General features: G+C 38.6%; 23 protein-coding genes. 12 read left to right on the top strand and 11 right to left on the bottom strand.

The genetic code is table 11. The features are described from left to right. From AAX15_RS08010 to AAX15_RS08000, 3 genes are all read right to left on the bottom strand, one after another. A partial coding sequence (locus AAX15_RS08010) for a YbaB/EbfC family nucleoid-associated protein (protein WP_046939977.1) occupies positions 1-149 on the bottom strand: 149 nt, incomplete at its 3' end. A gap of 168 nt (positions 150-317) precedes the next feature. After that, entirely contained in the window at positions 318-1,163 is an 846-nt protein-coding gene (locus tag AAX15_RS08005) for a 23S rRNA (adenine(2030)-N(6))-methyltransferase RlmJ (RefSeq protein WP_046939976.1), read from the bottom strand. Between the two features lie 72 nt (positions 1,164-1,235). Continuing rightward, positions 1,236-3,836 carry a penicillin-binding protein 1A gene (locus AAX15_RS08000; RefSeq protein WP_046939975.1) on the bottom strand — a complete coding sequence of 867 codons (2,601 nt, stop codon included), beginning with the start codon at positions 3,834-3,836 and terminating at the stop codon, positions 1,236-1,238. 98 nt (positions 3,837-3,934) lie between these two features. On the opposite strand from AAX15_RS08000, the gene AAX15_RS07995 reads away from it, so the two are divergent. From AAX15_RS07995 to glmS, 12 genes are all read left to right on the top strand, one after another. Continuing rightward, complete coding sequence (locus tag AAX15_RS07995) at positions 3,935-4,732, top strand: type IV pilus biogenesis protein PilM (protein ID WP_046939974.1); 798 nt, start codon at positions 3,935-3,937, stop codon at positions 4,730-4,732. Further along, complete coding sequence (locus AAX15_RS07990) at positions 4,733-5,239, top strand: hypothetical protein (RefSeq protein ID WP_046939973.1); 507 nt, start codon at positions 4,733-4,735, stop codon at positions 5,237-5,239. Beyond that, positions 5,236-5,757, top strand: coding sequence for a competence protein ComC (comC, locus tag AAX15_RS07985; RefSeq protein WP_046939972.1), 522 nt, complete (start codon positions 5,236-5,238; stop codon positions 5,755-5,757). Before AAX15_RS07990 ends, comC begins: the two co-directional genes overlap by 4 nt. Next, positions 5,754-6,167, top strand: a complete 414-nt coding sequence (locus AAX15_RS07980; RefSeq protein WP_046939971.1) for a pilus assembly protein PilP — start codon at positions 5,754-5,756, stop codon at positions 6,165-6,167. The genes comC and AAX15_RS07980 overlap by 4 nt, the downstream gene beginning before the upstream one ends. 9 nt (positions 6,168-6,176) lie before the next feature. Next, positions 6,177-7,514, top strand: coding sequence for a type IV pilus secretin PilQ family protein (locus tag AAX15_RS07975; RefSeq protein ID WP_046939970.1), 1,338 nt, complete (start codon positions 6,177-6,179; stop codon positions 7,512-7,514). A gap of 12 nt (positions 7,515-7,526) precedes the next feature. Beyond that, on the top strand, positions 7,527-8,213 hold the full coding sequence (locus AAX15_RS07970) for a ComF family protein (protein ID WP_046939978.1): 687 nt from the start codon (positions 7,527-7,529) through the stop codon (positions 8,211-8,213). Positions 8,214-8,288: 75 nt separating this feature from the next. After that, positions 8,289-8,885, top strand: a complete 597-nt coding sequence (nfuA, locus tag AAX15_RS07965) for a Fe-S biogenesis protein NfuA (RefSeq protein WP_046939969.1) — start codon at positions 8,289-8,291, stop codon at positions 8,883-8,885. Between the two features lie 67 nt (positions 8,886-8,952). Then, positions 8,953-9,747 (top strand): NAD(+) diphosphatase, encoded by a 795-nt coding sequence (gene nudC, locus AAX15_RS07960; RefSeq protein WP_046939968.1) that lies wholly within the window; start codon positions 8,953-8,955, stop codon positions 9,745-9,747. Positions 9,748-9,782: 35 nt separating this feature from the next. Then, positions 9,783-10,373 (top strand): YjaG family protein, encoded by a 591-nt coding sequence (locus tag AAX15_RS07955; RefSeq protein WP_046939967.1) that lies wholly within the window; start codon positions 9,783-9,785, stop codon positions 10,371-10,373. A 136-nt stretch (positions 10,374-10,509) separates the two neighbouring features. After that, positions 10,510-10,782: an HU family DNA-binding protein gene (locus tag AAX15_RS07950; protein ID WP_005641275.1), complete on the top strand. Its 273-nt coding sequence runs from the start codon at positions 10,510-10,512 to the stop codon at positions 10,780-10,782. 127 nt (positions 10,783-10,909) lie between these two features. Beyond that, a complete protein-coding gene (locus AAX15_RS07945; protein ID WP_046939966.1) occupies positions 10,910-11,683 on the top strand; it encodes a DeoR/GlpR family DNA-binding transcription regulator in 774 nt (257 codons plus the stop codon). 55 nt (positions 11,684-11,738) lie between these two features. Continuing rightward, positions 11,739-13,571: a glutamine--fructose-6-phosphate transaminase (isomerizing) gene (glmS, locus tag AAX15_RS07940; protein WP_046939965.1), complete on the top strand. Its 1,833-nt coding sequence runs from the start codon at positions 11,739-11,741 to the stop codon at positions 13,569-13,571. A 119-nt stretch (positions 13,572-13,690) separates the two neighbouring features. On the opposite strand, the gene fis is transcribed toward glmS, so the two are convergent. The 8 genes from fis to AAX15_RS07900 all read right to left on the bottom strand — a co-directional run. Then, positions 13,691-13,990, bottom strand: coding sequence for a DNA-binding transcriptional regulator Fis (gene fis / locus AAX15_RS07935; protein WP_046939964.1), 300 nt, complete (start codon positions 13,988-13,990; stop codon positions 13,691-13,693). After that, positions 13,984-14,964: a tRNA dihydrouridine synthase DusB gene (gene dusB / locus AAX15_RS07930; RefSeq protein WP_046939963.1), complete on the bottom strand. Its 981-nt coding sequence runs from the start codon at positions 14,962-14,964 to the stop codon at positions 13,984-13,986. Before dusB ends, fis begins: the two co-directional genes overlap by 7 nt. Before the next feature lie 146 nt (positions 14,965-15,110). Further along, the gene (gene prmA / locus AAX15_RS07925; RefSeq protein ID WP_046939962.1) at positions 15,111-15,998 is read right to left on the bottom strand and encodes a 50S ribosomal protein L11 methyltransferase; all 888 of its coding nucleotides are present in this window, start codon (positions 15,996-15,998) and stop codon (positions 15,111-15,113) included. 34 nt (positions 15,999-16,032) lie between these two features. Then, on the bottom strand, positions 16,033-16,905 hold the full coding sequence (locus tag AAX15_RS07920) for a DMT family transporter (RefSeq protein WP_046939961.1): 873 nt from the start codon (positions 16,903-16,905) through the stop codon (positions 16,033-16,035). Between the two features lie 119 nt (positions 16,906-17,024). Beyond that, a complete protein-coding gene (gene panF, locus AAX15_RS07915; RefSeq protein WP_046939960.1) occupies positions 17,025-18,479 on the bottom strand; it encodes a sodium/pantothenate symporter in 1,455 nt (484 codons plus the stop codon). Continuing rightward, positions 18,476-18,733, bottom strand: a complete 258-nt coding sequence (locus AAX15_RS07910) for a YhdT family protein (RefSeq protein WP_046939959.1) — start codon at positions 18,731-18,733, stop codon at positions 18,476-18,478. The genes panF and AAX15_RS07910 overlap by 4 nt, the downstream gene beginning before the upstream one ends. Positions 18,734-18,842: 109 nt before the next feature. Then, positions 18,843-20,288, bottom strand: coding sequence for a surface lipoprotein assembly modifier (locus tag AAX15_RS07905; protein WP_046939958.1), 1,446 nt, complete (start codon positions 20,286-20,288; stop codon positions 18,843-18,845). Positions 20,289-20,351: 63 nt separating this feature from the next. Continuing rightward, on the bottom strand, positions 20,352-21,080 hold a 729-nt coding region (locus tag AAX15_RS07900), incomplete at its 5' end, for a transferrin-binding protein-like solute binding protein (protein WP_046939957.1).

Here is a 21,080-nt window from a genome sequence, read left to right as displayed (position 1 = left end):
TGTGCACCATTAATTGTGATTTTTACTAAACCTGCACCAGATTCACCTGTTACTTCTAGTTGCGCGATTTCTTCCTGCATTTTTTGCATTTTTTCTTGCATTTGTTGGGCTTGTTTCATTAAGCCGCCTAAACCGCCTTTTCCAAACATAATGTTATCCTTTATTAAGTCAAAAATTGCGTGCATTCTAGCGAAAAAATGGGCTTTTGGGAACAGTGTGGTTAATGATTTGGGGGATTTAAAATCTCAGAAAATTTCACCGCACTTTTGAAGTAAAGTGCGGTGAAATTTAGTGGCGTTTAGAATGGGAAGAGACGGTTATTCTGGAGTAATCCATTCGACAGTCCAGCTTCCTGTACCTTCTGGAACTAATGTTTTTGTGAGATAAGGCAAAATTTCTTTCATTTGGGTTTCTAATGTCCAAGGTGGGTTAATTACTACCATACCGCTTGCCGTCATACCTCGTTGATCGCTATCAGGGCGAACTGCGAGCTCAATTTTTAGAATTTTTCTAATCCCCGTTGCTTCTAATCCCTTAAAAATACGTTTAGTTTGTTGGCGTAATACAACAGGATACCAAATCGTGTAGGTACCAGTGGCAAAACGTTTATAACCTTCTTCAATGGCTTTGACGACGAGATCATAATCTTCTTTTAATTCATAAGGCGGATCGATTAGCACCAAGCCACGGCGTTCTTTTGGTGGTAGTGTTGCTTTGACTTGTTGAAAGCCATTGTCACATTTTACGGTGACATTTTTGTAGTCGCTAAAATTATTGCGAAGGATTGGATAATCGCTAGGATGAAGCTCAGTCAATAGTGCACGATCTTGTGGGCGCAATAATTCCGTGGCAATTAACGGGGAGCCAGCATAATAACGTAGTTCTTTTCCACCATAATTGAGTCTTTTGATCATTTTTACATAACGAGCAACATCTTCGGGTAAGTCTGTTTGATCCCACAAGCGTCCAATACCTTCTTTATATTCCCCTGTTTTTTCTGATTCGTTTGAGGATAAACGATAACGCCCCACACCAGAGTGCGTATCCAAGTAAAAAAAGCCTTTTTCTTTGAGTTTAAGATTTTCCAAAATGAGCATTAAGACGATATGTTTCAAGACATCAGCATGATTGCCCGCATGGAATGAGTGACGATAACTCAGCATAATATATCCTTTGTTTAATAACGAAGGCGAGCCAATTGACTCGCCTAATTGTGCACTAAAGTGCGGTCATTTTTAGAAGAGTTCTTCTGGTTGTGCAGCAGGCGTTGGTGTATTACCTTCATTATTTAAGCGTTGCTGTAATTCTGTGGGAACATAATAACCACGCTCTTGCATTTCCGAAAGGTAGGTACGTGTCGGTTCAGTACCTACAATAAAGTATTCTTTTTGTCCACCAGATGGCGAAAGCAATCCAGTCATAGTATCAATACTTTTTTCCATAATTTGGGGTGGTAATGGTAATTTACGTTCTGGTTTGTCGCTCAATGCCGTTTTCATGTAAGCGACCCAAGCAGGCATTGCTGTTTTGGCACCTGCTTCTCCGCGCCCAAGTACACGTTTGTTGTCGTCAAATCCGACATAAGTTGTGGTTACTAAGTTTGCACCAAATCCCGCATACCAAGCTACTTTTGAACTGTTGGTGGTACCAGTTTTACCGCCTATATCGCTACGTTTAATGGTTTGTGCGATACGCCAGCTAGTTCCTTTCCAGTCTAAACCTTGTTCCCCATAAATCGCCGTATTTAAGGCGCTACGAATTAAAAATGCTAACTCGCCACTGATGACACGTGGCGCATATTCTATTTTCGACGAGGCATTTTTTGCTGCTGCCATTAAATCAATTGCATCTTCCTTAAGTGAGGCCACATTTGACTGTAATTCTGGCAGTTCAGGCACAGTTTCAGGTTGTTGATCAACTTCTTCACCGTTTGTACTGTCATCTGATGGTTTTAAGGCATTTTCGCCTAAAGGAATATTCGTAAATCCGTTGATTTTATCTTTCGTTTCACCATAAACCACAGGGAGATCATTACACTCAATACAAGCAATTTTAGGGTTTGCAATAAATAGGTCTTTACCCGAGTTATCTTGAATTTTTTCAATGATATAAGGTTCAATGAGGAAACCGCCATTATCAAACACCGCATAAGCTCTAGCCATTTCTAATGGTGTGAATGATGCTGCGCCAAGTGCTAAGGCCTCACTTGCAAAATATTGATCATGTTTAAAGCCAAAACGTTGTAAAAACTCTGCTGTGAAATCAATACCTGCCGTTTGGATAGCACGAATAGCAATCATATTTTTAGATTGACCTAGTCCTACGCGTAAACGCATTGGACCATCATAACGATCAGGTGAGTTTTTTGGTTGCCACAATTTTTGTCCTGGTTTTTGAATAGAAATTGGGCTGTCTTGTAATACGCTAGAAAGTGTTAAACCTTTTTCTAATGCAGCTGCGTAAATAAATGGTTTAATAGAAGAACCCACTTGAACTAAGGATTGTGTTGCTCGGTTGAACTTACTTTGTTCATAGCTAAAGCCACCAACAATGGCTTCAATCGCGCCATTATCTGAGTTAAGAGATACCAACGCAGAGTTAGCTGTTGGAATTTGCCCTAATTGCCATTCACCATTAGTACGTTGACGAATCCAAATTTGTTCACCTACTTTTACAGGATTGCTTCTGCCAGTCCAACGCATTGCATTAGTGGATAGCGTCATTTTTTCACCGGATGCTAATAATAGATCCGCACCACCTTTTGCCATTCCAACCACGGCAGCTGGAATAAATGGGTTAGAATCTGGCAATTTACGTAAAAACGCTAGAATACGTTCATCATCCCAAGTAGCTTCATTTTTTTGCCATAAAGGCGCACCACCGCGATAACCGTGACGCATATCATAATCAATCAAGTTGTTACGTACGGCTTTTTGGGCTTCAGCTTGATCTTTTGAAAGTACAGTGGTAAATACTTTATAACCACTGGTGTAGGCATTTTCTTCACCAAAACGGCGAACCATTTCTTGGCGTACCATTTCAGTGACATAATCAGCACGAAATTCAAATTTTGCACCGTGATAACTGGCGACGATTGGCTCTTTTAAGGCTGCATCATATTCTTCTTTGCTGATGTATTTTTCATCCAACATTCGGCTTAGCACCACATTGCGGCGTTCTTCTGAACGTTTTAAAGAATAAAGTGGGTTCATGGTTGAAGGCGCTTTTGGTAAGCCTGCGATAATCGCCATTTCCGATAACGTCAATTCATTTAATGATTTACCGAAATAGGTTTGTGCAGCAGCCGCAACACCATAAGAACGATAGCCTAAAAAGATTTTATTTAAATAAAGCTCTAAGATTTCTTGTTTGGTGAGGGTATTTTCAATTTCTACAGCAAGCACGGCTTCACGAGCTTTACGAATCATAGTTTTTTCTGGCGTTAAGAAAAAGTTACGCGCTAACTGTTGGGTAATTGTACTTGCGCCTTGTGATGCGCCACCATTATTCACTGCAACAAATAACGCACGAGCAATGCCGATAGGATCTAATCCGTGATGATCGTAAAAACGACTATCTTCCGTCGCTAAAAATGCATCAATTAAGCGCTGTGGTACTTCAGCTAATTTCACTGGAATACGTCGTTGCTCACCCACTTCACCAATTAATTTACCGTCGGCCGTATAAATCTGCATTGGCTGTTGTAGTTCGACGGTTTTTAATGCCTCTACTGAGGGCAATTCCGATTTTAGGTGGAAATACAGCATTCCGCCTGCTACTAAACCTAAAATACATAAAGTTAATAGGGTACTAAATATTAATTTTGCGATCCGCATCGTAAAATTCTCGCTTCGTTAATGAATATTCTTGTCAAGAGACCTATGATTTGGCTGCTAAGTATAAAAGATTCAGCCTTTAAAGAATAGGAAAGAATATGCAATTCTCCCTGAAAAATCACCGCACTTTACAAATCGGCGTTCACCGTAAGCAGGGTTATTTTGATTTTGTGTGGTTTGATGAACTTGAACAGCCACAATGTTATCAATCCTCTATCAATGATAGCGATTTAAAAAATCGTTTTTTGCGACATTTAAAAACACAATCTCAAGGGAAAATCTTTTCTTTGCAGTTTGTGGCAAGTATTTCTGCTCACTTGACTTGGTCGAAAGTATTAATGTTACCGCAAATATTAAATGCGCAAGAATGTCATCAACAATGTAAATTTGTGATTGAGAAAGAGTTGCCCATTCCTTTAGAGGAATTGTGGTTTGATTATATTTCTACTCCCTTAAAGCAAGGTTTTCGTTTAGAGATTACGGCCATTCGAGAAGCGAGTGCGCAAACTTATCTGCAGGACTTTCAACCATTTAAAATTAATGTGTTAGATGTTGTTCCTCATACCATCTTGCGTGCATTTCAATATTTGTTAAATGAACAAGTGCGGTCAGAAAATACCTTATTTTTATTTCAAGAAGATGACTATTATTTGGCGATTTGTGAAAGAGCGTCGCAATCGCAAATTTTACAATCTCACGAAAATTTGACCGCACTTTATGAGCAATTTACCGAACGTTTTGAGGGGCAATTTGAACGAATTTTTGTTTATCAAATTCCTTCAAATTATACGCTATTACCAGAACACTGGCATCGAATAGAAACAGATTTACCCTTTATCGCGCTCGGCAACGCACTATGGCAAAAAGATTTATATCAACAAAAAGTGAGTAGCTAAATGTCGATGAATTTATTGCCTTGGCGTACTAATCAACATCAAAAGCGTTTGCGTCGTTTAGCTTTTTATATCGCTTTATTTATCTTGCTTGCTATCAATTTAATATTGGCTTTTAGCAATTTGATTGAACAACAGCAACAAAATTTGCAGGCTCAGCAAAAGTCGTTTGAACAACTTAATCAGCAACTTCACAAAACTGCCACGCAAATTGATCTGTTACGTAGTGCGGTGAAAGTTGGTGACGTTTTGCACTCTCTCACAAATGGGCAAGTTCAACATAGTTTGTTGCGATTAAGTGAATTGCCTCTTCAGAAAGGCGAATTAAACCGATTTAAACAAGATACCCATAACTTAATTTTGGAAGGAAGAGCACAAGATCAAACGGAATTTGAGTCGGTACATCAATTTTTAAAGAAACATTTTCCCAATGTGAAATTAAGTCAGGTTCAACCTGAACAACATACATTGTTTTTTCGCTTTGATATGAAACAAGGAGAGGAAAAGTGAAAGCCTTTTTTAACGATCCTTTTACTCCTTTTGGAAAATGGCTAAGCCAGCCTTTTTATGTTCATGGCTTAACCTTTTTATTGTTATTAAGTGTGGTGATTTTTCGCCCCGTTTTAGATTATATCGAGGGGAACTCACGTTTCCATGAAATCGAAAATGAGTTGGCAGAAAAACGATCAGAATTGTTGCATCAACAGAAAATTTTAACTTCTTTACAGCAGCAGTCGGAAAGTCGAAAACTTTCTCCAGAACTGGCTGCACAAATTATGCCGTTGAATAAACAAATTCAACGTTTAGCTGCGCGTAACGATTTATCTCAGAATTTACGTTGGGAAATGGGGCAACAGCCTATTTTGCATTTACAGCTTCTAGGTCATTTTGAAAAAACGAAGACATTTTTAATCGCACTTTTAGCTAATACGTCACAGCTTTCGGTAAGCCAGTTGCAATTTATGAAACCCGAAGACAGCCCATTGCAAACCGAGATCATTTTTCAGCTAGATAAGGAGACAAAATGAAGTATTGGTTTTACCTAATTGCATTATTTTTTATGAATTGCAGTTGGGGACAAGATCCTTTCGATAAAACACAGCGTATCCATTCTCAGTTTGATAACGCACAAACAGTAATGGAGCAGACAGAAATAACCTCCTCAGATGTACCTAATAATCAATGCGGAGCGGATGAAAATCGCCAAGCGGCTGAAATTCCTTTGAACGCTTTAAAATTAGTGGGCGTAGTGATTTCTAAAGATAAAGCCCTGGCGTTATTGCTGGATCAGGATTTGCAAATTTACAGCGTTTTAGAAGGTGTTGATGTGGCTCAAGAAGGATATGTTGTAACAAAAATCAATCAAAATAAAGTTCAATTTATGCGTAAGTCTGGTGTGCAATGTGATAGCACTGAACAGAAAGAATTAAGTTTTTAAAGGAAGATTATGAAGAAATACCTTGTAAAGTGCGGTTGTTTTTTAATGTGTTTTTGTTTGCCATTAATCGTTTGTGCTAATCCTAAAACAGATAACGAACGTTTTTTTATTCGTTTGTCGCAAGCGCCTTTAGCTAAAACACTGGAGCAATTAGCTTTCCAACATGACGTCAATTTAGTGATGGATGAGACGCTAGAAGGCAATATTTCTTTGAAATTAGATAATATTGACATGCCACATTTGCTACAAATAATCGCTAAAAGTAAGAAGCTTACTTTGAATAAAGATGAAGGCATTTACTATCTGAATGGAGGGCAATCAGGCAAAGGTCAAGCTGTAGGAAATCTTACTACAAATGAACTGCACTTAGTGAGTTACACGGTAAAACTCCATTTTGCTAAAGCCTCTGAATTAATGAAGTCCTTAACGACAGGAAGTGGCTCTTTGCTTTCACCAGCAGGGAGCATTACCTTTGATGATCGCAGTAATTTGCTCGTGATTCAAGATGAACCTCGTTCTGTGCAAAATATCAAAAAACTAATTTCTGAAATGGATAAACCTATTGAGCAGATCGCTATTGAAGCGCGTATTGTGACAATTACGGATGAGAGTTTGAAAGAACTTGGCGTTCGCTGGGGGATTTTTAATCCAACGGAAAATGCGGGGCGTGTAGCGGGTAGCCTCGCAGGCAATGGTTTTGAAAATATTACGGATAATCTTAATGTAAATTTTGCGACAACGACGACACCTGCTGGATCGATAGCATTACAAGTCGCAAAAATTAATGGGCGATTGCTCGATTTAGAATTGAGCGCTTTGGAGCGTGAAAATAATGTAGAAATTATCGCAAGTCCTCGCTTACTAACCACGAATAAGAAAAGTGCGAGCATTAAACAAGGGACAGAAATTCCTTATGTTGTGAGTAATACTCGTAACGATACACAATCTGTGGAATTTCGTGAGGCAGTGCTTGGTTTGGAAGTGACGCCACATATTTCTAAAGATAACAATATTTTGCTTGATTTATTAGTGAGTCAAAACTCACCAGGTTCTCGTGTCGCTTATGGACAAAACGAGGTGGTCTCTATTGATAAGCAAGAAATTAATACTCAGGTTTTTGCCAAAGATGGGGAAACCATTGTGCTTGGCGGTGTGTTCCACGATACGATCACGAAAAGCGAAGATAAAGTGCCAGTACTTGGCGATATACCTGGCATTAAACGATTGTTTAGTAAAGAAAGTGAACGACATCAAAAACGTGAGCTAGTGATTTTCGTGACGCCGCATATTTTAAAAGCAGGAGAAACGTTAGATGCGTTGAAACAAAAAAGTGCGGGTAAAAAATAACTTTTTTAGATGATGAATTTTTTTAATTTTCGCTGTATCCACTGTCGTGGCAATCTTCATATCGCAAAAAATGGGCTATGTTCACGTTGCCAAAAACAAATTAAATCTTTTCCTTATTGCGGTCATTGTGGCGCGGAATTGCAATATTATGCGCAGCATTGTGGTAATTGCCTTAAACAAGAACCTAGCTGGGATAAGATGGTCATTATTGGGCATTATATTGAACCACTTTCTGTATTGATTCACCGTTTTAAATTTCAAAATCAATTTTGGATTGACCGCACTTTAGCTCGGCTTTTATATCTTGCGGTGCGTGATGCTAAACGAACGCATCAACTTAAATTGCCAGAAGCAATCATTTCAGTGCCTTTATATCATTTTCGTCAGTGGCGACGGGGTTATAATCAGGCTGATTTATTATCTCAGCAATTAAGTCGTTGGCTGGATATTCCTAATTTGAATAATATTGTAAAACGTGTGAGACACACCCATACTCAACGTGGTTTGAGTGCAAAAGATCGTCGTCAGAATTTAAAAAATGCCTTTTCTCTTGCTGTTTCGAAAAATGAGTTTCCTTATCGTCGTGTCGCGCTGGTGGATGATGTAATTACTACTGGTTCTACACTCAATGAAATCTCAAAATTGTTGCGAAAATTAGGTGTAGAGGAGATTCAGGTGTGGGGGCTGGCGCGGGCTTAATATAAAGCACTGGAAAAAAAAGCGCGATGGGCGTATTATTCCTGATACTTTCTCTCAAGTATTTAGGACATAATTATGGAACAAGCAACCCAGCAAATCGCTATTTCTGATGCCGCACAAGCGCATTTTAGAAAACTTTTAGACACGCAAGAAGAAGGAACGAATATTCGTATTTTCGTCGTTAATCCTGGCACCCCTAACGCAGAATGTGGCGTATCTTATTGCCCACCGAATGCCGTGGAAGAAAGTGATGTTGAAATGAAATATGACACTTTTTCTGCATTTATTGATGAGGTTAGCCTGCCTTTCTTAGAAGAAGCAGAAATTGATTATGTTACCGAAGAGCTTGGTGCGCAACTGACCTTAAAAGCACCGAATGCCAAAATGCGTAAGGTGGCTGATGATGCGCCATTAATTGAACGTGTTGAATATGTGATTCAAACTCAAATTAATCCACAGCTTGCAAGTCATGGTGGACGTATCACCTTAATTGAAATTACTGAAGATGGTTATGCGATTTTACAATTCGGTGGTGGCTGTAATGGTTGCTCAATGGTGGATGTTACGTTAAAAGATGGCGTAGAAAAACAACTTATTAGCTTATTCCCGAATGAATTAAAAGGTGCAAAAGATGTAACCGAACATCAGCGTGGAGAGCACTCTTATTATTAGTGAGTGGTAAAAAGAAGATTTATAATAACCGCACTTTGAAAGTGCGGTTATTTTTATGGAGTAAAAAATGAAAATACTTCACCCCGATGATTTTGGTTATTGGTTGTTTACTCAAAGTTCAAACCTTTATTTGCTGAATAATGAGTTGCCTTGTGGTACGGCTAAAGCGCTTGGAATGGAAGGATTGCAGGCAATGCAAATCGGTGAATGGAAAAATTATCCGTTGTGGCTTGTGGCTGAGCAAGAAAGTGATGAACGAGAATATGTAAGTTTGCGTGGATTACTTTCTCTGCCAGAGGATGAATTCAATGTATTAAGCCGAGGTGTGGAAATTAATCATTTCCTCAAAACTCATAAATTTTGTGGAAAGTGCGGTCATAAAACACAACAAATTCAAGAAGAGCTAGCCGTGCAATGTACTCACTGCGGGTATCGAACTTATCCTGTAATCTGTCCATCTATTATTGTAGCGGTTCGACGTGGTCATGAAATTCTATTGGCAAATCATAAGCGTCATTATCACCCGAACGGAGGAATGTATACCACTCTTGCAGGTTTTGTAGAGGTCGGTGAAACATTTGAACAAGCGGTGCGGAGAGAGGTTTTTGAGGAAACAGGGATTTTGATAAAAAATATTTGTTATTTTGGTAGCCAGCCTTGGGCATTTCCGAATTCTCAAATGGTCGGTTTTCTTGCTGATTATGAGAGTGGTGAAATTACGTTGCAGGAAAGTGAAATTCATGATGCGCAGTGGTTTTCTTATGATCAACCCTTGCCAGAATTACCGCCAACAGGTACTATCGCTCGCAAATTAATTCATGCGACGCTTGAACTCTGTAAAGCGGAAAAGAAATGCGATTAATAAATATTCCAACTCTTATAAATTAAGGAAATAAGATGCGAAATCCGATTCATAAACGCTTAGAAAACCTAGAAAGTTGGCAACATCTTACTTTTATGGCTGCTTTATGTGAACGTATGGCACCAAATTTTAAATTGTTCTGTCAAATGAACGAACTTAATGCTGAATCTAAAACGTATCAAAATATTCTCAATTTGGTGTGGGAATATTTAACGGTTAAAGATGCCAAGATCAACTTTGAAAATCAGTTGGAGAAATTGGAAACGATTATTCCTGATGTGAATGATTACGAGAGTTTTGGTGTTGTGCCGGCGTTAGATGCTTGTCAGGCTTTAGCTGAAATTTTACATGCTATTATCGCGGGTGAAACATTAGAAAGAGCGGTGGAAATGAGCTTAATTTCTTTAGGAACGGTAACGAGTTTATTGGAAACTGAAACGGGGCGAGATTGGTCAGAAAGTGAACTTAAAGAAAGTGAAGATATTCAAGCAGAACTTGATGTGCAATGGCAAATTTATCGTTTACTTAAAGAATGTGAAAAACGTGATATTGAATTAATTTTAGATTTAAAAAATGAGATCCGAGCGGAGGGGATATCTAATATTGGTATAGAATTTCATCAATAACGTGAGATTTGTCACAATTTTTAAAAATCTTGCTTTTAATTCATCGTAAGTTAGATTATCCTTTGCACAGCTTTTGTGGTTAGCCCGCAGGCATATTTTGAAGAGTCAAATTTTATTTAACAGAAGGTACAAGTTTATGAACAAAACAGATTTAATTGATGCAATTGCAAGCGCTGCAGAATTAAATAAAAAACAAGCTAAAGCTGCATTAGAAGCTACTTTAGACGCGATTACTGCAAGCCTCAAAAAAGGTGAGCCTGTACAATTAATCGGTTTCGGTACATTTAAAGTAAATGAACGTGCTGCGCGTACTGGTCGTAACCCTCAAACTGGTGCTGAAATCCAAATCGCAGCATCTAAAGTACCAGCATTTGTATCTGGTAAAGCATTAAAAGATGCAATCAAATAATTAACATTTGAATGATTTTAAACCCTGCTAATAAGCAGGGTTTTTTGTTACCTAAAATTTACTTTACAAAACAATATTCTTTAAATAAACTTTCGAATCGAAACCTATTGCATTTAAGGATAGCTTTATGAAAAAAAATAGCCAGCCTCGTAATACTAAACAACGTCGCCATACTATTATGCAACTTTTGCAAGAACAGGGTGAGGTGAGTGTAGAACAGCTAGTGCAGCTTTTTGATATATCTGAAGTGACTATTCGTAAAGACTTAAGTGCGCTAGAAACAAATGGTTTTTTATTGCGTAAATACGGTGGCGCAATTTTAATGCCAAAAGAAATTATTGATGAAAACGAAAATGATGAACTTACGAAACGAAAGTTTGTCATAGCCAAAGTCGCCGCCGAACGTATTCGTGATCATAACCGTATTATCGTAGATAGCGGAAGTACTACGGCGGCTTTGATTAAACAACTAAATTTAAAACAAGGGTTAGTTGTAATGACGAACTCGCTTTCGGTGGCAACAGAATTGAGAGCATTAGAAAATGAGCCTACGTTGCTGATGACAGGAGGAACTTGGGATACTCGTTCGGAATCGTTTCAAGGAAAAGTAGCTGAACAGGTGCTACGTTCTTACGATTTTGACCAACTTTTTATTGGTGCCGATGGCATTGATTTAGCGCGAGGCTCTACGACTTTTAATGAACTTGTAGGATTAAGCCAGGTGATGGCGGAAGTTTCTCGCGAAGTTGTTGTGATGGTGGAATCTCAGAAAATTGGTCGAAAAATGCCAAATTTAGAATTAACTTGGCAACAAATTGATGTGCTTATTACTGATACAGGATTGTCAGAACAAGATAAACAAGCCATTTTAGCTCATGGCGTAGAAGTAATTTGCGTATAAAGTGTGGTTAAAAAAGTAGACGTATTTTTTATTTAATTAACAATAAGGAAGGCTTATGTGTGGTATTGTCGGCGCGGTAGCGCAACGTGATGTAGCGGAAATCTTAATTAATGGTTTACATCGTTTGGAATATCGTGGTTATGATTCTGCAGGCGTTGCAGTGGTAAATGAACATCATGAATTACAACGGGTGCGCTGCTTAGGTAAAGTTAAAGCATTAGATGAGGCCGTATCGGAGAAACCATTGATTGGTGGTACAGGGATTGCGCATACGCGTTGGGCAACGCATGGTGAGCCATCGGAAACTAATGCTCATCCACATGCATCAGGCACTTTTGCCGTAGTGCATAACGGTATTATTGAAAATCATGAAGAACTTCGAGAATTATTAAAATCTCGTGGTTATGTCTTTTTATCACAAACAGATACTGAAGTGATTGCTCACCTCGTTGAGTGGGAAATGCGTAGCACGGATTCACTTTTAGACGCTGTGAAAAAAGCAGTAAAACAACTAACTGGTGCATACGGTATGGTGGTAATGGATAGCCGTCATCCTGAACATTTAGTTGCGGCTCGTTCTGGTAGTCCGCTAGTGATTGGCTTAGGTATTGGTGAAAATTTCTTAGCTTCAGATCAACTTGCGCTTTTAAGTGTTACCCGCCGTTTTATCTTTTTAGAAGAAGGGGATATTGCAGAAATTACACGTCGTACAGTTGATATTTATGATACTTACGGCAATAAAGTTGAGCGTGAAATTCACGAATCTAATCTTGAAAATGACGCGGCAGAGAAAGGCAAATTCCGCCATTTTATGCAGAAAGAAATTTACGAACAGCCAACCGCACTTATCAATACAATGGAAGGGCGTATCAATCATGAAAATGTGATTGTCGATTCAATTGGCAATGGTGCAAAACACATTTTAGAAAAAGTTGAGCATATTCAGATTGTTGCTTGCGGCACATCCTATAATGCAGGTATGGTGGCGCGTTATTGGTTTGAATCTTTGGCTGGCGTGAGCTGTGATGTTGAAATTGCATCAGAGTTTCGTTACCGCAAATTTGTTACACGCCCAAATAGCTTATTGATTACTCTTTCTCAATCTGGCGAAACAGCCGATACTTTAGCCGCACTTCGTTTAGCGAAAGAAAAGGGCTACATGGCTGCATTAACAATTTGTAATGTTGCTGGCTCTTCGCTAGTACGCGAATCAGATCTTGCATTTATGACGCGTGCCGGTGTTGAGGTTGGGGTGGCGTCAACAAAAGCATTTACGACACAGCTCGCTGCGTTATTAATGTTGGTGACGGCACTTGGTAAAGTTAAAGGTCATATTTCTGCAGAAAAAGAGCAAGAGATTATCAAAGCAATGCAATCTTTACCTGCGGAAATTGAAAAAGCGTTAGCTTTTGATACAGACATTGAAGCATTAGCTGAAGATTTTGCTGAAAAACATCATGCTCTTTTCTTAGGTCGTGGAGCATTTTATCCAATTGCAGTAGAGGCCTCTTTGAAATTGAAAGAGATTTCTTATATTCATGCTGAAGCGTATGCGGCGGGAGAATTAAAACATGGTCCATTAGCGTTGATTGACGCCGATATGCCAGTAATTGTTGTAGCGCCAAATAATGAATTATTAGAGAAAGTAAAATCAAACATTGAAGAGGTTCGTGCTCGTGGCGGTCAATTATACGTATTTGCCGATAAAGAAGCGGGCTTTACACCAAGTGAAGGAATGAAAATCATCACGATGCCAAAAGTCAATGATATCGTTGCACCGATTTTTTATACCATCCCAATGCAGTTGCTTTCTTATCATGTGGCTTTAATTAAAGGTACTGACGTAGATCAACCTCGTAACTTAGCGAAGTCTGTTACCGTAGAATAAAGTGCGGTTGATTTTAAGGTAAATTTAAAGCACGGGTTATAGCTTGTGCTTTATCTGATTGAATGAAAAGGGCGAACATAAAAATGTTCGCCCTTTGTTATCTAAAAAAAACGTATAACTTAGCCCATACCGTATTTTTTTAGTTTTTTACGTAATGTACCACGGTTGATACCAAGCATATTTGCTGCACGGGTTTGATTACCACGAGTATATTGCATAATCATATCTAACATCGGGTGTTCAACTTCCGCTAATACTAATTCGTAAAGATCATTCACATCTTGACCATCTAATTGCGCTAAATAATTACGCAATGCTTGTTTTACTGAATCGCGTAATGGTTTGTTGGTCACTTGTGATTGCGCATTTAATACTGATACCGTTAAGGCTTCAGCAGGACTACGTTGTTGTTCTAACATTTTTCTTTATCCAAAATTAAATTGAAAAAATCTTCCAATACAATGAGCTGCTCTTTCGGATCACTAATTGCATTAAAAGTCTGTTTAAAAACGGAATCAGGTTGAATTCCCTGTAAATACCAAGCCACGTGTTTACGCGCAATGCGATAGCCTTTTTGTTCGCCATAGAATTGATGTAATTCTTGAATATGACGCAAAATTTGACCGCACTTTTCGTTTAAACTTGGCATTTGGCTTATCGAATCATGCTCTATTAGCTTTTCCACAGCTTGAAATAGCCAAGGGTTACCTAAGGCAGCACGACCGATCATAATGGCATCCGCTCCGGTATAATCAAGAACGAATTTTGCTTTCCGAGCAGAATCAATATCACCATTGGCTATAACCGGTATGGCAATCACTTGTTTAACGGCTTTGATGTTGTCATATTCCGCTTCGCCTTCAAAAAGACAAGCGCGTGTACGACCATGCACCGTTAATGCTTGTATGCCACATTGTTCTGCAATTTTGCCGATTTGAACGCAGTTTCGATTAGATTTATCCCAGCCTGTACGAATTTTTAAGGTCACTGGCACATTCACGGCTGCCACTACTTCTCGCAAGATTTTTTCCACCAAATCTGGAAATTGCAACAATGCAGAGCCTGCGAGTTTGCGATTTACTTTTTTGGCGGGACACCCCATATTAATGTCAATGATTTGAGCGCCATATTCCACGTTGATAGCCGCAGCTTGCGCCATCTCGAGTGGATCACTACCTGCAATTTGCACGGCATTGAGACCTAAATCTTCGCTATGTGCCAAACGCAATTTGGATTTTTCGGTATGCCAAACTTGCGGATTTGTGGACATCATTTCTGAAACTGTGAGTCCAGCACCATAATATGCACAAAGACGACGGAAAGGCTGGTCGGTAATACCTGCCATTGGTGCAAGTAAAACACGATTTTTTAATTGGTATGAACCGATTCGCATTTTACGTTACCTTCCTAGCAAGCCTAAATCTAATTAGTGTCGAACTGGTCGACGACCGACAAGGCTGGCTATAATACGCATTTTGTCTTGCTTTGCAAAGTGAAATTTGTTTAAAAAATACACTTTTTTTGATTGACAAAAAGAAATTAAAGCGTTTTTAGTTTACCCGTAATTCGGCACCATTCTTCTCTCACCACGACAGGCTCTAACGCAAATGTTTGCGTATAGGCATCGCACACTGATTGAGCTTGAGTTTCTAAAATGCCTGATAAACCAAGATCGCCATTCGGTTTAACAAGTTGACTAATGATTGGGTAAAGTTCTTTGAGAGGACCAGCAAGAATATTCGCCACCACGACATCCGCTTTTAAATCAGCGGGTTTTTCATCAGATAAGAACAGTTGTAGGCGATCTGCAACGCCATTTTGTTCGGCATTATTGCGACTGGCCAGAATCGCTTGTGGATCGATATCAATTCCCACCACACTTTTCGCACCAAGTTTTAATGCAGCAATAGCTAAAATACCTGAACCACAGCCAAAATCAATGACGGTTTTATCTTTTAAATCTAGGCCATCTAGCCATTCTAAACATAGTGCCGTTGTAGGATGAGAGCCAGTACCAAACGCTAAACCTGGATCGAGCATAACATTGACGGCATTTTCATCAGGCACATCACGCCAACTTGGACAAATCCATAAGCGCTGACCAAATTGCATTGGGTGGAAGTTATCCATCCATTCACGCTCCCAGTCTTTATCTTCTATTTGTTCAATTTTGTATGCCGTATTGCTATCTAAGTGTTTCGCTTCCTGTAATAAGCGGACGATTTCTGCCATATCTGTTTCTGCATCAAATAACGCAATAACATCGGTGTTGCCCCATAAACGAGTTTCACCAGGCAAAGGCTCAAAAATCGGTGTATCTTGACTATCCATAAAAGTCACAGAAACGGAGCCGATTTCTTCTAAAAAATCACTCATTTGTTCTGCTTTTTCATTGGTGCTATTTAGGCGAATTTGAATCCAAGCCATTTGTTTTTTCCTTTATTTCATAAAATGGGGCGTATTATACCGATTTTTTCAAAAGTTTCGGCAGTAAAGTAGAGCCAAGTGTGGCGAGTATAATGATTGTTATACCAAGTGCGGCTGAAAATGACAGTGTTTCGCCAAGTAATGATACGGCAAATAAGATGCCGAATAGTGGCTCAAGTGCGACTAAAATACCGGAGATATTGGCATCCACACTATTAAGGCCTTTATTCCATAACCAATAGGCAAGCCAACTACAGCCAATGGCAAGATATAATAAACCAGCAATACTCGTAGAATTTAATGATATTTGCCAGTTTTCTGTGAGCAATAGCGTAAATGGCAACGTTGTGATGGTCCCAAGTACAATACTGACGGAGGTATAGGCTTGCGTTGAGACTTTGGCCACAACTCGCTGTGTCCAACGTAATACGGCAGCGAAAATGATCCCAGCACTTAGTACTAATAAACAGCCAAATAAACTGATGTTATCAATGCCTTCATTATTTTTTCCACCATTGATTAAAATCGCCACGCCAATAAATGCCATTGCGCCGAATAGCCAGTGAAACCATTTTGCTTTGTCTTTAAAGAAGAAATGCCCAACAAATACAACGAGCAGCGGTTCTAGCCCAATCATGGTGACTGCACTGGACGCAGAGGTATATTTTAGCCCGATGAATTGCAATAAAAATACGGCGGTGTAGTTAAAGAATGCCAACCACCAAAGCTGTTTACGCATGGGTTTATCAATTTTTTTCCAACGACGTAAAAAGAGTGGCATGACAATAATCATTGCAATAATTAACCGCACTTGCACAACAAGCACAGGATCCATCATCGAATAAGTGAGTTTACCGACGATTAATGAACTGCTCCAAATAAGTAGCGCAAGAATTTGATAGAGCATTGATGTATCCTTGTGAATTGTTCCAATTCTGTGTTTTAGCGTAGAACTTTCTGAAAGTGAGAAAATTAAATATCACCTTCCTCTAATTTAGAAGAAGGTGACATCATATTGATTAATGCTTAAAGTGCGGTAACTTTTAATTGAGTTTTTTCGATATGACGTTCGCCCAATTTATTACCTACTAAAAATGCAATTAATCCAAATACTAATGACGGTACGATTTGATGGAAATTAAATAATTTTATGCCAAGTTGAGTGAGCAAGATATAACTTCCCAAGCCGATAATCATTGAGCTTAACGCACCATAAGCATTTGCTTTATCCCAGTAAATTCCTAGCACAATCACCCATAAAAATGCGGCTTCGAGTCCACCAAAGGCAAATAGATTTAACCAAATAATCATATCTGGTGGATTGAGTGCGGCAAAGATTAAAAGTGCGGTCAAAATCAGCGTGATAATAGATGAAAAATAACTTACTTTTTTCTCATTTTTTGCAGCTTCTGGTTTTGTAGAAAGGTATAAATCTTTTACAAAAATAGAAGAAGATTGAATAAGTTGCGCATCAATTGTGGACATAATTGCTGACATCGGTGCGGCTAAGAAAATACCGGCAATAATAGGTGGTAATACTTTGAGCATTAAAGTTGGAATCACTTGATCGGATACCGTTAAATCTGGAATAACTGCACGACCAAGTGCACCGGCTAAGTGCATCCCGAACATAATGATGGAAAGAACAATTGTTCCAATCAGCATCCCTCTATGTAAGGCTTTGCTATCTTTAAATGCCATGCATCGAACAGCAGTATGTGGAAGACCAACGACACCGAAACAGACGAGTACCCAGAAGGAAGCCATAAATTGAAAATCTAGCATTCCATTTGGCCCGTAGGGCGTGACTAAAGCAGGATCGATTTCAGTTAATTTATTAACCGCACTTTCTACACCACCGAGTGCATAAATGGTTCCTACAAGGAGAATAATAGTACCTAAAATCATGACGGTACCTTGAATGGTATCCGTGAGTACAACTGCACGGAATCCCCCGATAAATGTATAGATACCTACCGTTAAAGCAAATAAGAGCAATGCTTGAGTATAAGAAATACCGATAGTAGTTTCTAATAAACGCGCACCGCCAATAAATTGCACGGTCATGGCCGCAAAAAATGCGAGAAGAAGGGCAAGGCTTGATAGCCAAACTAAATATTTGTTTTTATAACGATAAAGGAAAAGATCGTTAATCGTTAACGCATTGGTTTCTCTTGATAATAGTGCGAATTTTTTACCTAATGCGCCTAATGCAAGCCACACTGCAGGGACTTGAATCATTGCAAGTAATACCCAGCCTAATCCGTATTTATAAGCTGCACCAGGCCCTCCGACAAAAGAACTTGCACTGGCATAAGTTGATGCAGTTGTCATTGCGAGCACAAAACCCGTCATCGAGCGGTTACCTACATAATATTCCGTTAGAAAATCGCCTTTTGTACGTTTTACATAAGCGAAAATCGCAGCACCAAATATAAATGCAAGATAAATAATTAAAGGGAGAATAATACCTAAATTCATTTTTGATTCTCCTTATCCTTGATTTCAAGAGAGATATCTTGATAAATAATTTTGATAATCCAATGGCCAATTACAATAAATAGAATAGGCAAATAAATACAAGAGAGCTCGAACCAGAGAGGGAAACCAATCGGCCCTTGAGTTTCTTTAGGCAAATAAGCACATAAGCACCAACCTATCACATATAAAATAGATAGACCTAATGCCCAACTAGCCTCCTTGGCAGCTTGTTGATAACGTTGTTTTAATGTCATGTTTCTTCCTTAAATTTTTTATAAGTGAAAGTATATTTTTGAATGGTATAAGGGGCGTATATTTCATACGCCCCTTGTGTTTGCTAATCTTACAACTTTTTTGAATAATTCAAAATGTTTTGCTGATTTCTAAGTAAATTCGATTTTTATCATATTCATAAAAAGGATGATTACTGGTTACCTTTTGATACGACCAAGATAATTTTGGTGTGATTCCCCAGATATGAAAGTTTCTATGCCAAATAGTAAATACTGATGCATATTCCTTATTTTTCTGGCGAATACCAATAAGATCTTTTTCTTTATAGGCTCGTTGTGCATAATTCAGGATTAAACGAGTTGATATGCCTGCTTTCCATTCTTGTCCCCATCCTAATCGGACATTTTTTCGTTGATAAGCGTTATCTAAATCTCGAGTATTTTCGCGATTATAATCAGCTCCACCAAACCAATACTGTCCATTTTTCGCTAGGTAAAGTAGTGTAGCGGAAGCTAGATAGTTATTTCCATTGAGATGTTTACGAGTTTCATAGCGTTGTTCACCATACTCAAGTGCGGTCGAAATTTGCCATTTTTCATTTAGCCAATTGGATAAATCCAATCTAGCACCTGAATTTTTAGAGTATTGTTTCATCGCATTTCCGCCAGATGAGCCGCCTGCATACCAGCGCTTCTCTGTAAATGGCATTAATGATAGTTCAAATCGTGCAGTTTGGTATCCAATACCCACACCAGCTCTCGCGTTAAATTCATTATATTTTTTGTTATCCCAATAATATTTTCCACTACCTTCCAAGGACAATTTTGTAAAGTAGTTGTGAGGTAATGACCATTTCTTTTCAGCATTCCCAAAATACGAAAATCCTCTGGCACTTTCTTTTTCCCAAGCAGTCCAGTTGCCAATTTTGGTGCCTGCTTTTGGCGCATTATTGATATTACTTTCATTTAAAAAACTAAACCCACCTTGGATTTTCCATTGATCTCGTTGATTTAAGGCTGAAAGATATTGTTCAATTATTTTTACAGAATCAGGGGAAACTTGCTCTGCTCTTAACTTTTGAAATTGATCTTTTGCCGCCTCGTTATCATTATTCAGAAACAAGGCTTGAGCTAATTGATAGCGTAAAGGTAAAAGATCAGTTTTTTGTGAAAATAAGTGTCGGTAGGCTTTAACGGAATCAGAAAAATGTCCTTTTTCTCGTAAATCAATCGCTTCAGCCCATTCTAACAAAAACGGATCTTTTTTAGGTAAAGGCTGATATAGCGGTAATAAAAGTTGTACTGCCTCACCATTATTTTGTAATACTGCAGGAATAAGACCGCGAATAATCAAGTCTGGATGTTTCGCTAATTCTTCTTTTGTAATCGATAACTTTGATGGATTATTACTCGTCAAAAGTGCGGTTGGTTTTTGTGGTAAATTTGGTTTAGCCAAATGTAGCTGTTCATCTAAACGCCCATCATGTGGCTGCGGAGATTTTTCTACAGCAATAGAATTTGACGCTAAAAATAATGCGACGGTGAGACATAAACTAAATTTAGTTTGTATATTCATTTTTATCCTTATTGGGAAAGAATAAAGCAAGCTTAAGCTTGCTTTATTAAGGAATACTAAAAATTATTGTTTAGATGCGCCGTAAACACCTAAATATTTTTTATCAGGATTAACATAATATCCTGTTAATTCAGCAGCATCTTTACCATAGAAGGCTCCTTCTGTTGAAGTGCCGTTTAGCGAACCTTCAAATTTATTTCCTTTAACATCAGCAGATAAATTGACGACTGAGTCTGCGCCAAATTGGTAATTATCGGTAGCAACTATCTTACCAGCTAATTTTTTAGTACCAAAGTCTACATTAATATCCACTTTACCAGGAACAACCTTATCAACTCCATGGTGTCCTGGAACGGTGTTATATAAATGTGCAGCATAACCAGAATATTGAATTACTCCTGCCATCTTGTCCATATCGCTTTTACTGGTGGCGTATGTACCTTGGGCTACAACATAATGCTCAGTTGTTTGAGAAGAACCAACATATCCCCAACGAATATTTTGTCTTCCACCGACAAGGCGTATATCATTCTTTGTATCTATTAGTATATATTTGCCTGAAGATAGGTTACCAGGAATAATATCAATTGCTTTCCCTTCAACAATTAATTTATTAACTTCGTCAGGTTCATTACTTGAGAACGTTGTAATATCAACTGATTTAACTTCTTTTACTGGTAAGTTTAAATAATTACCTGATACTTGCCCTGTTGATGGAAAATAATTATCTGATAAGGGGTCTTTGCCTTTCCCTGCCTCTGCTGAAGTAACTGGTTGTGCTGAAGTAGCTGG

The organism is Haemophilus haemolyticus, from assembly GCF_001008275.1.
Lineage (GTDB): Bacteria > Pseudomonadota > Gammaproteobacteria > Enterobacterales > Pasteurellaceae > Haemophilus > Haemophilus haemolyticus_P.
The sequence above is the reverse complement of the archived record's forward strand: the minus strand, read 5'-3'. Positions and strand labels throughout refer to the sequence as shown.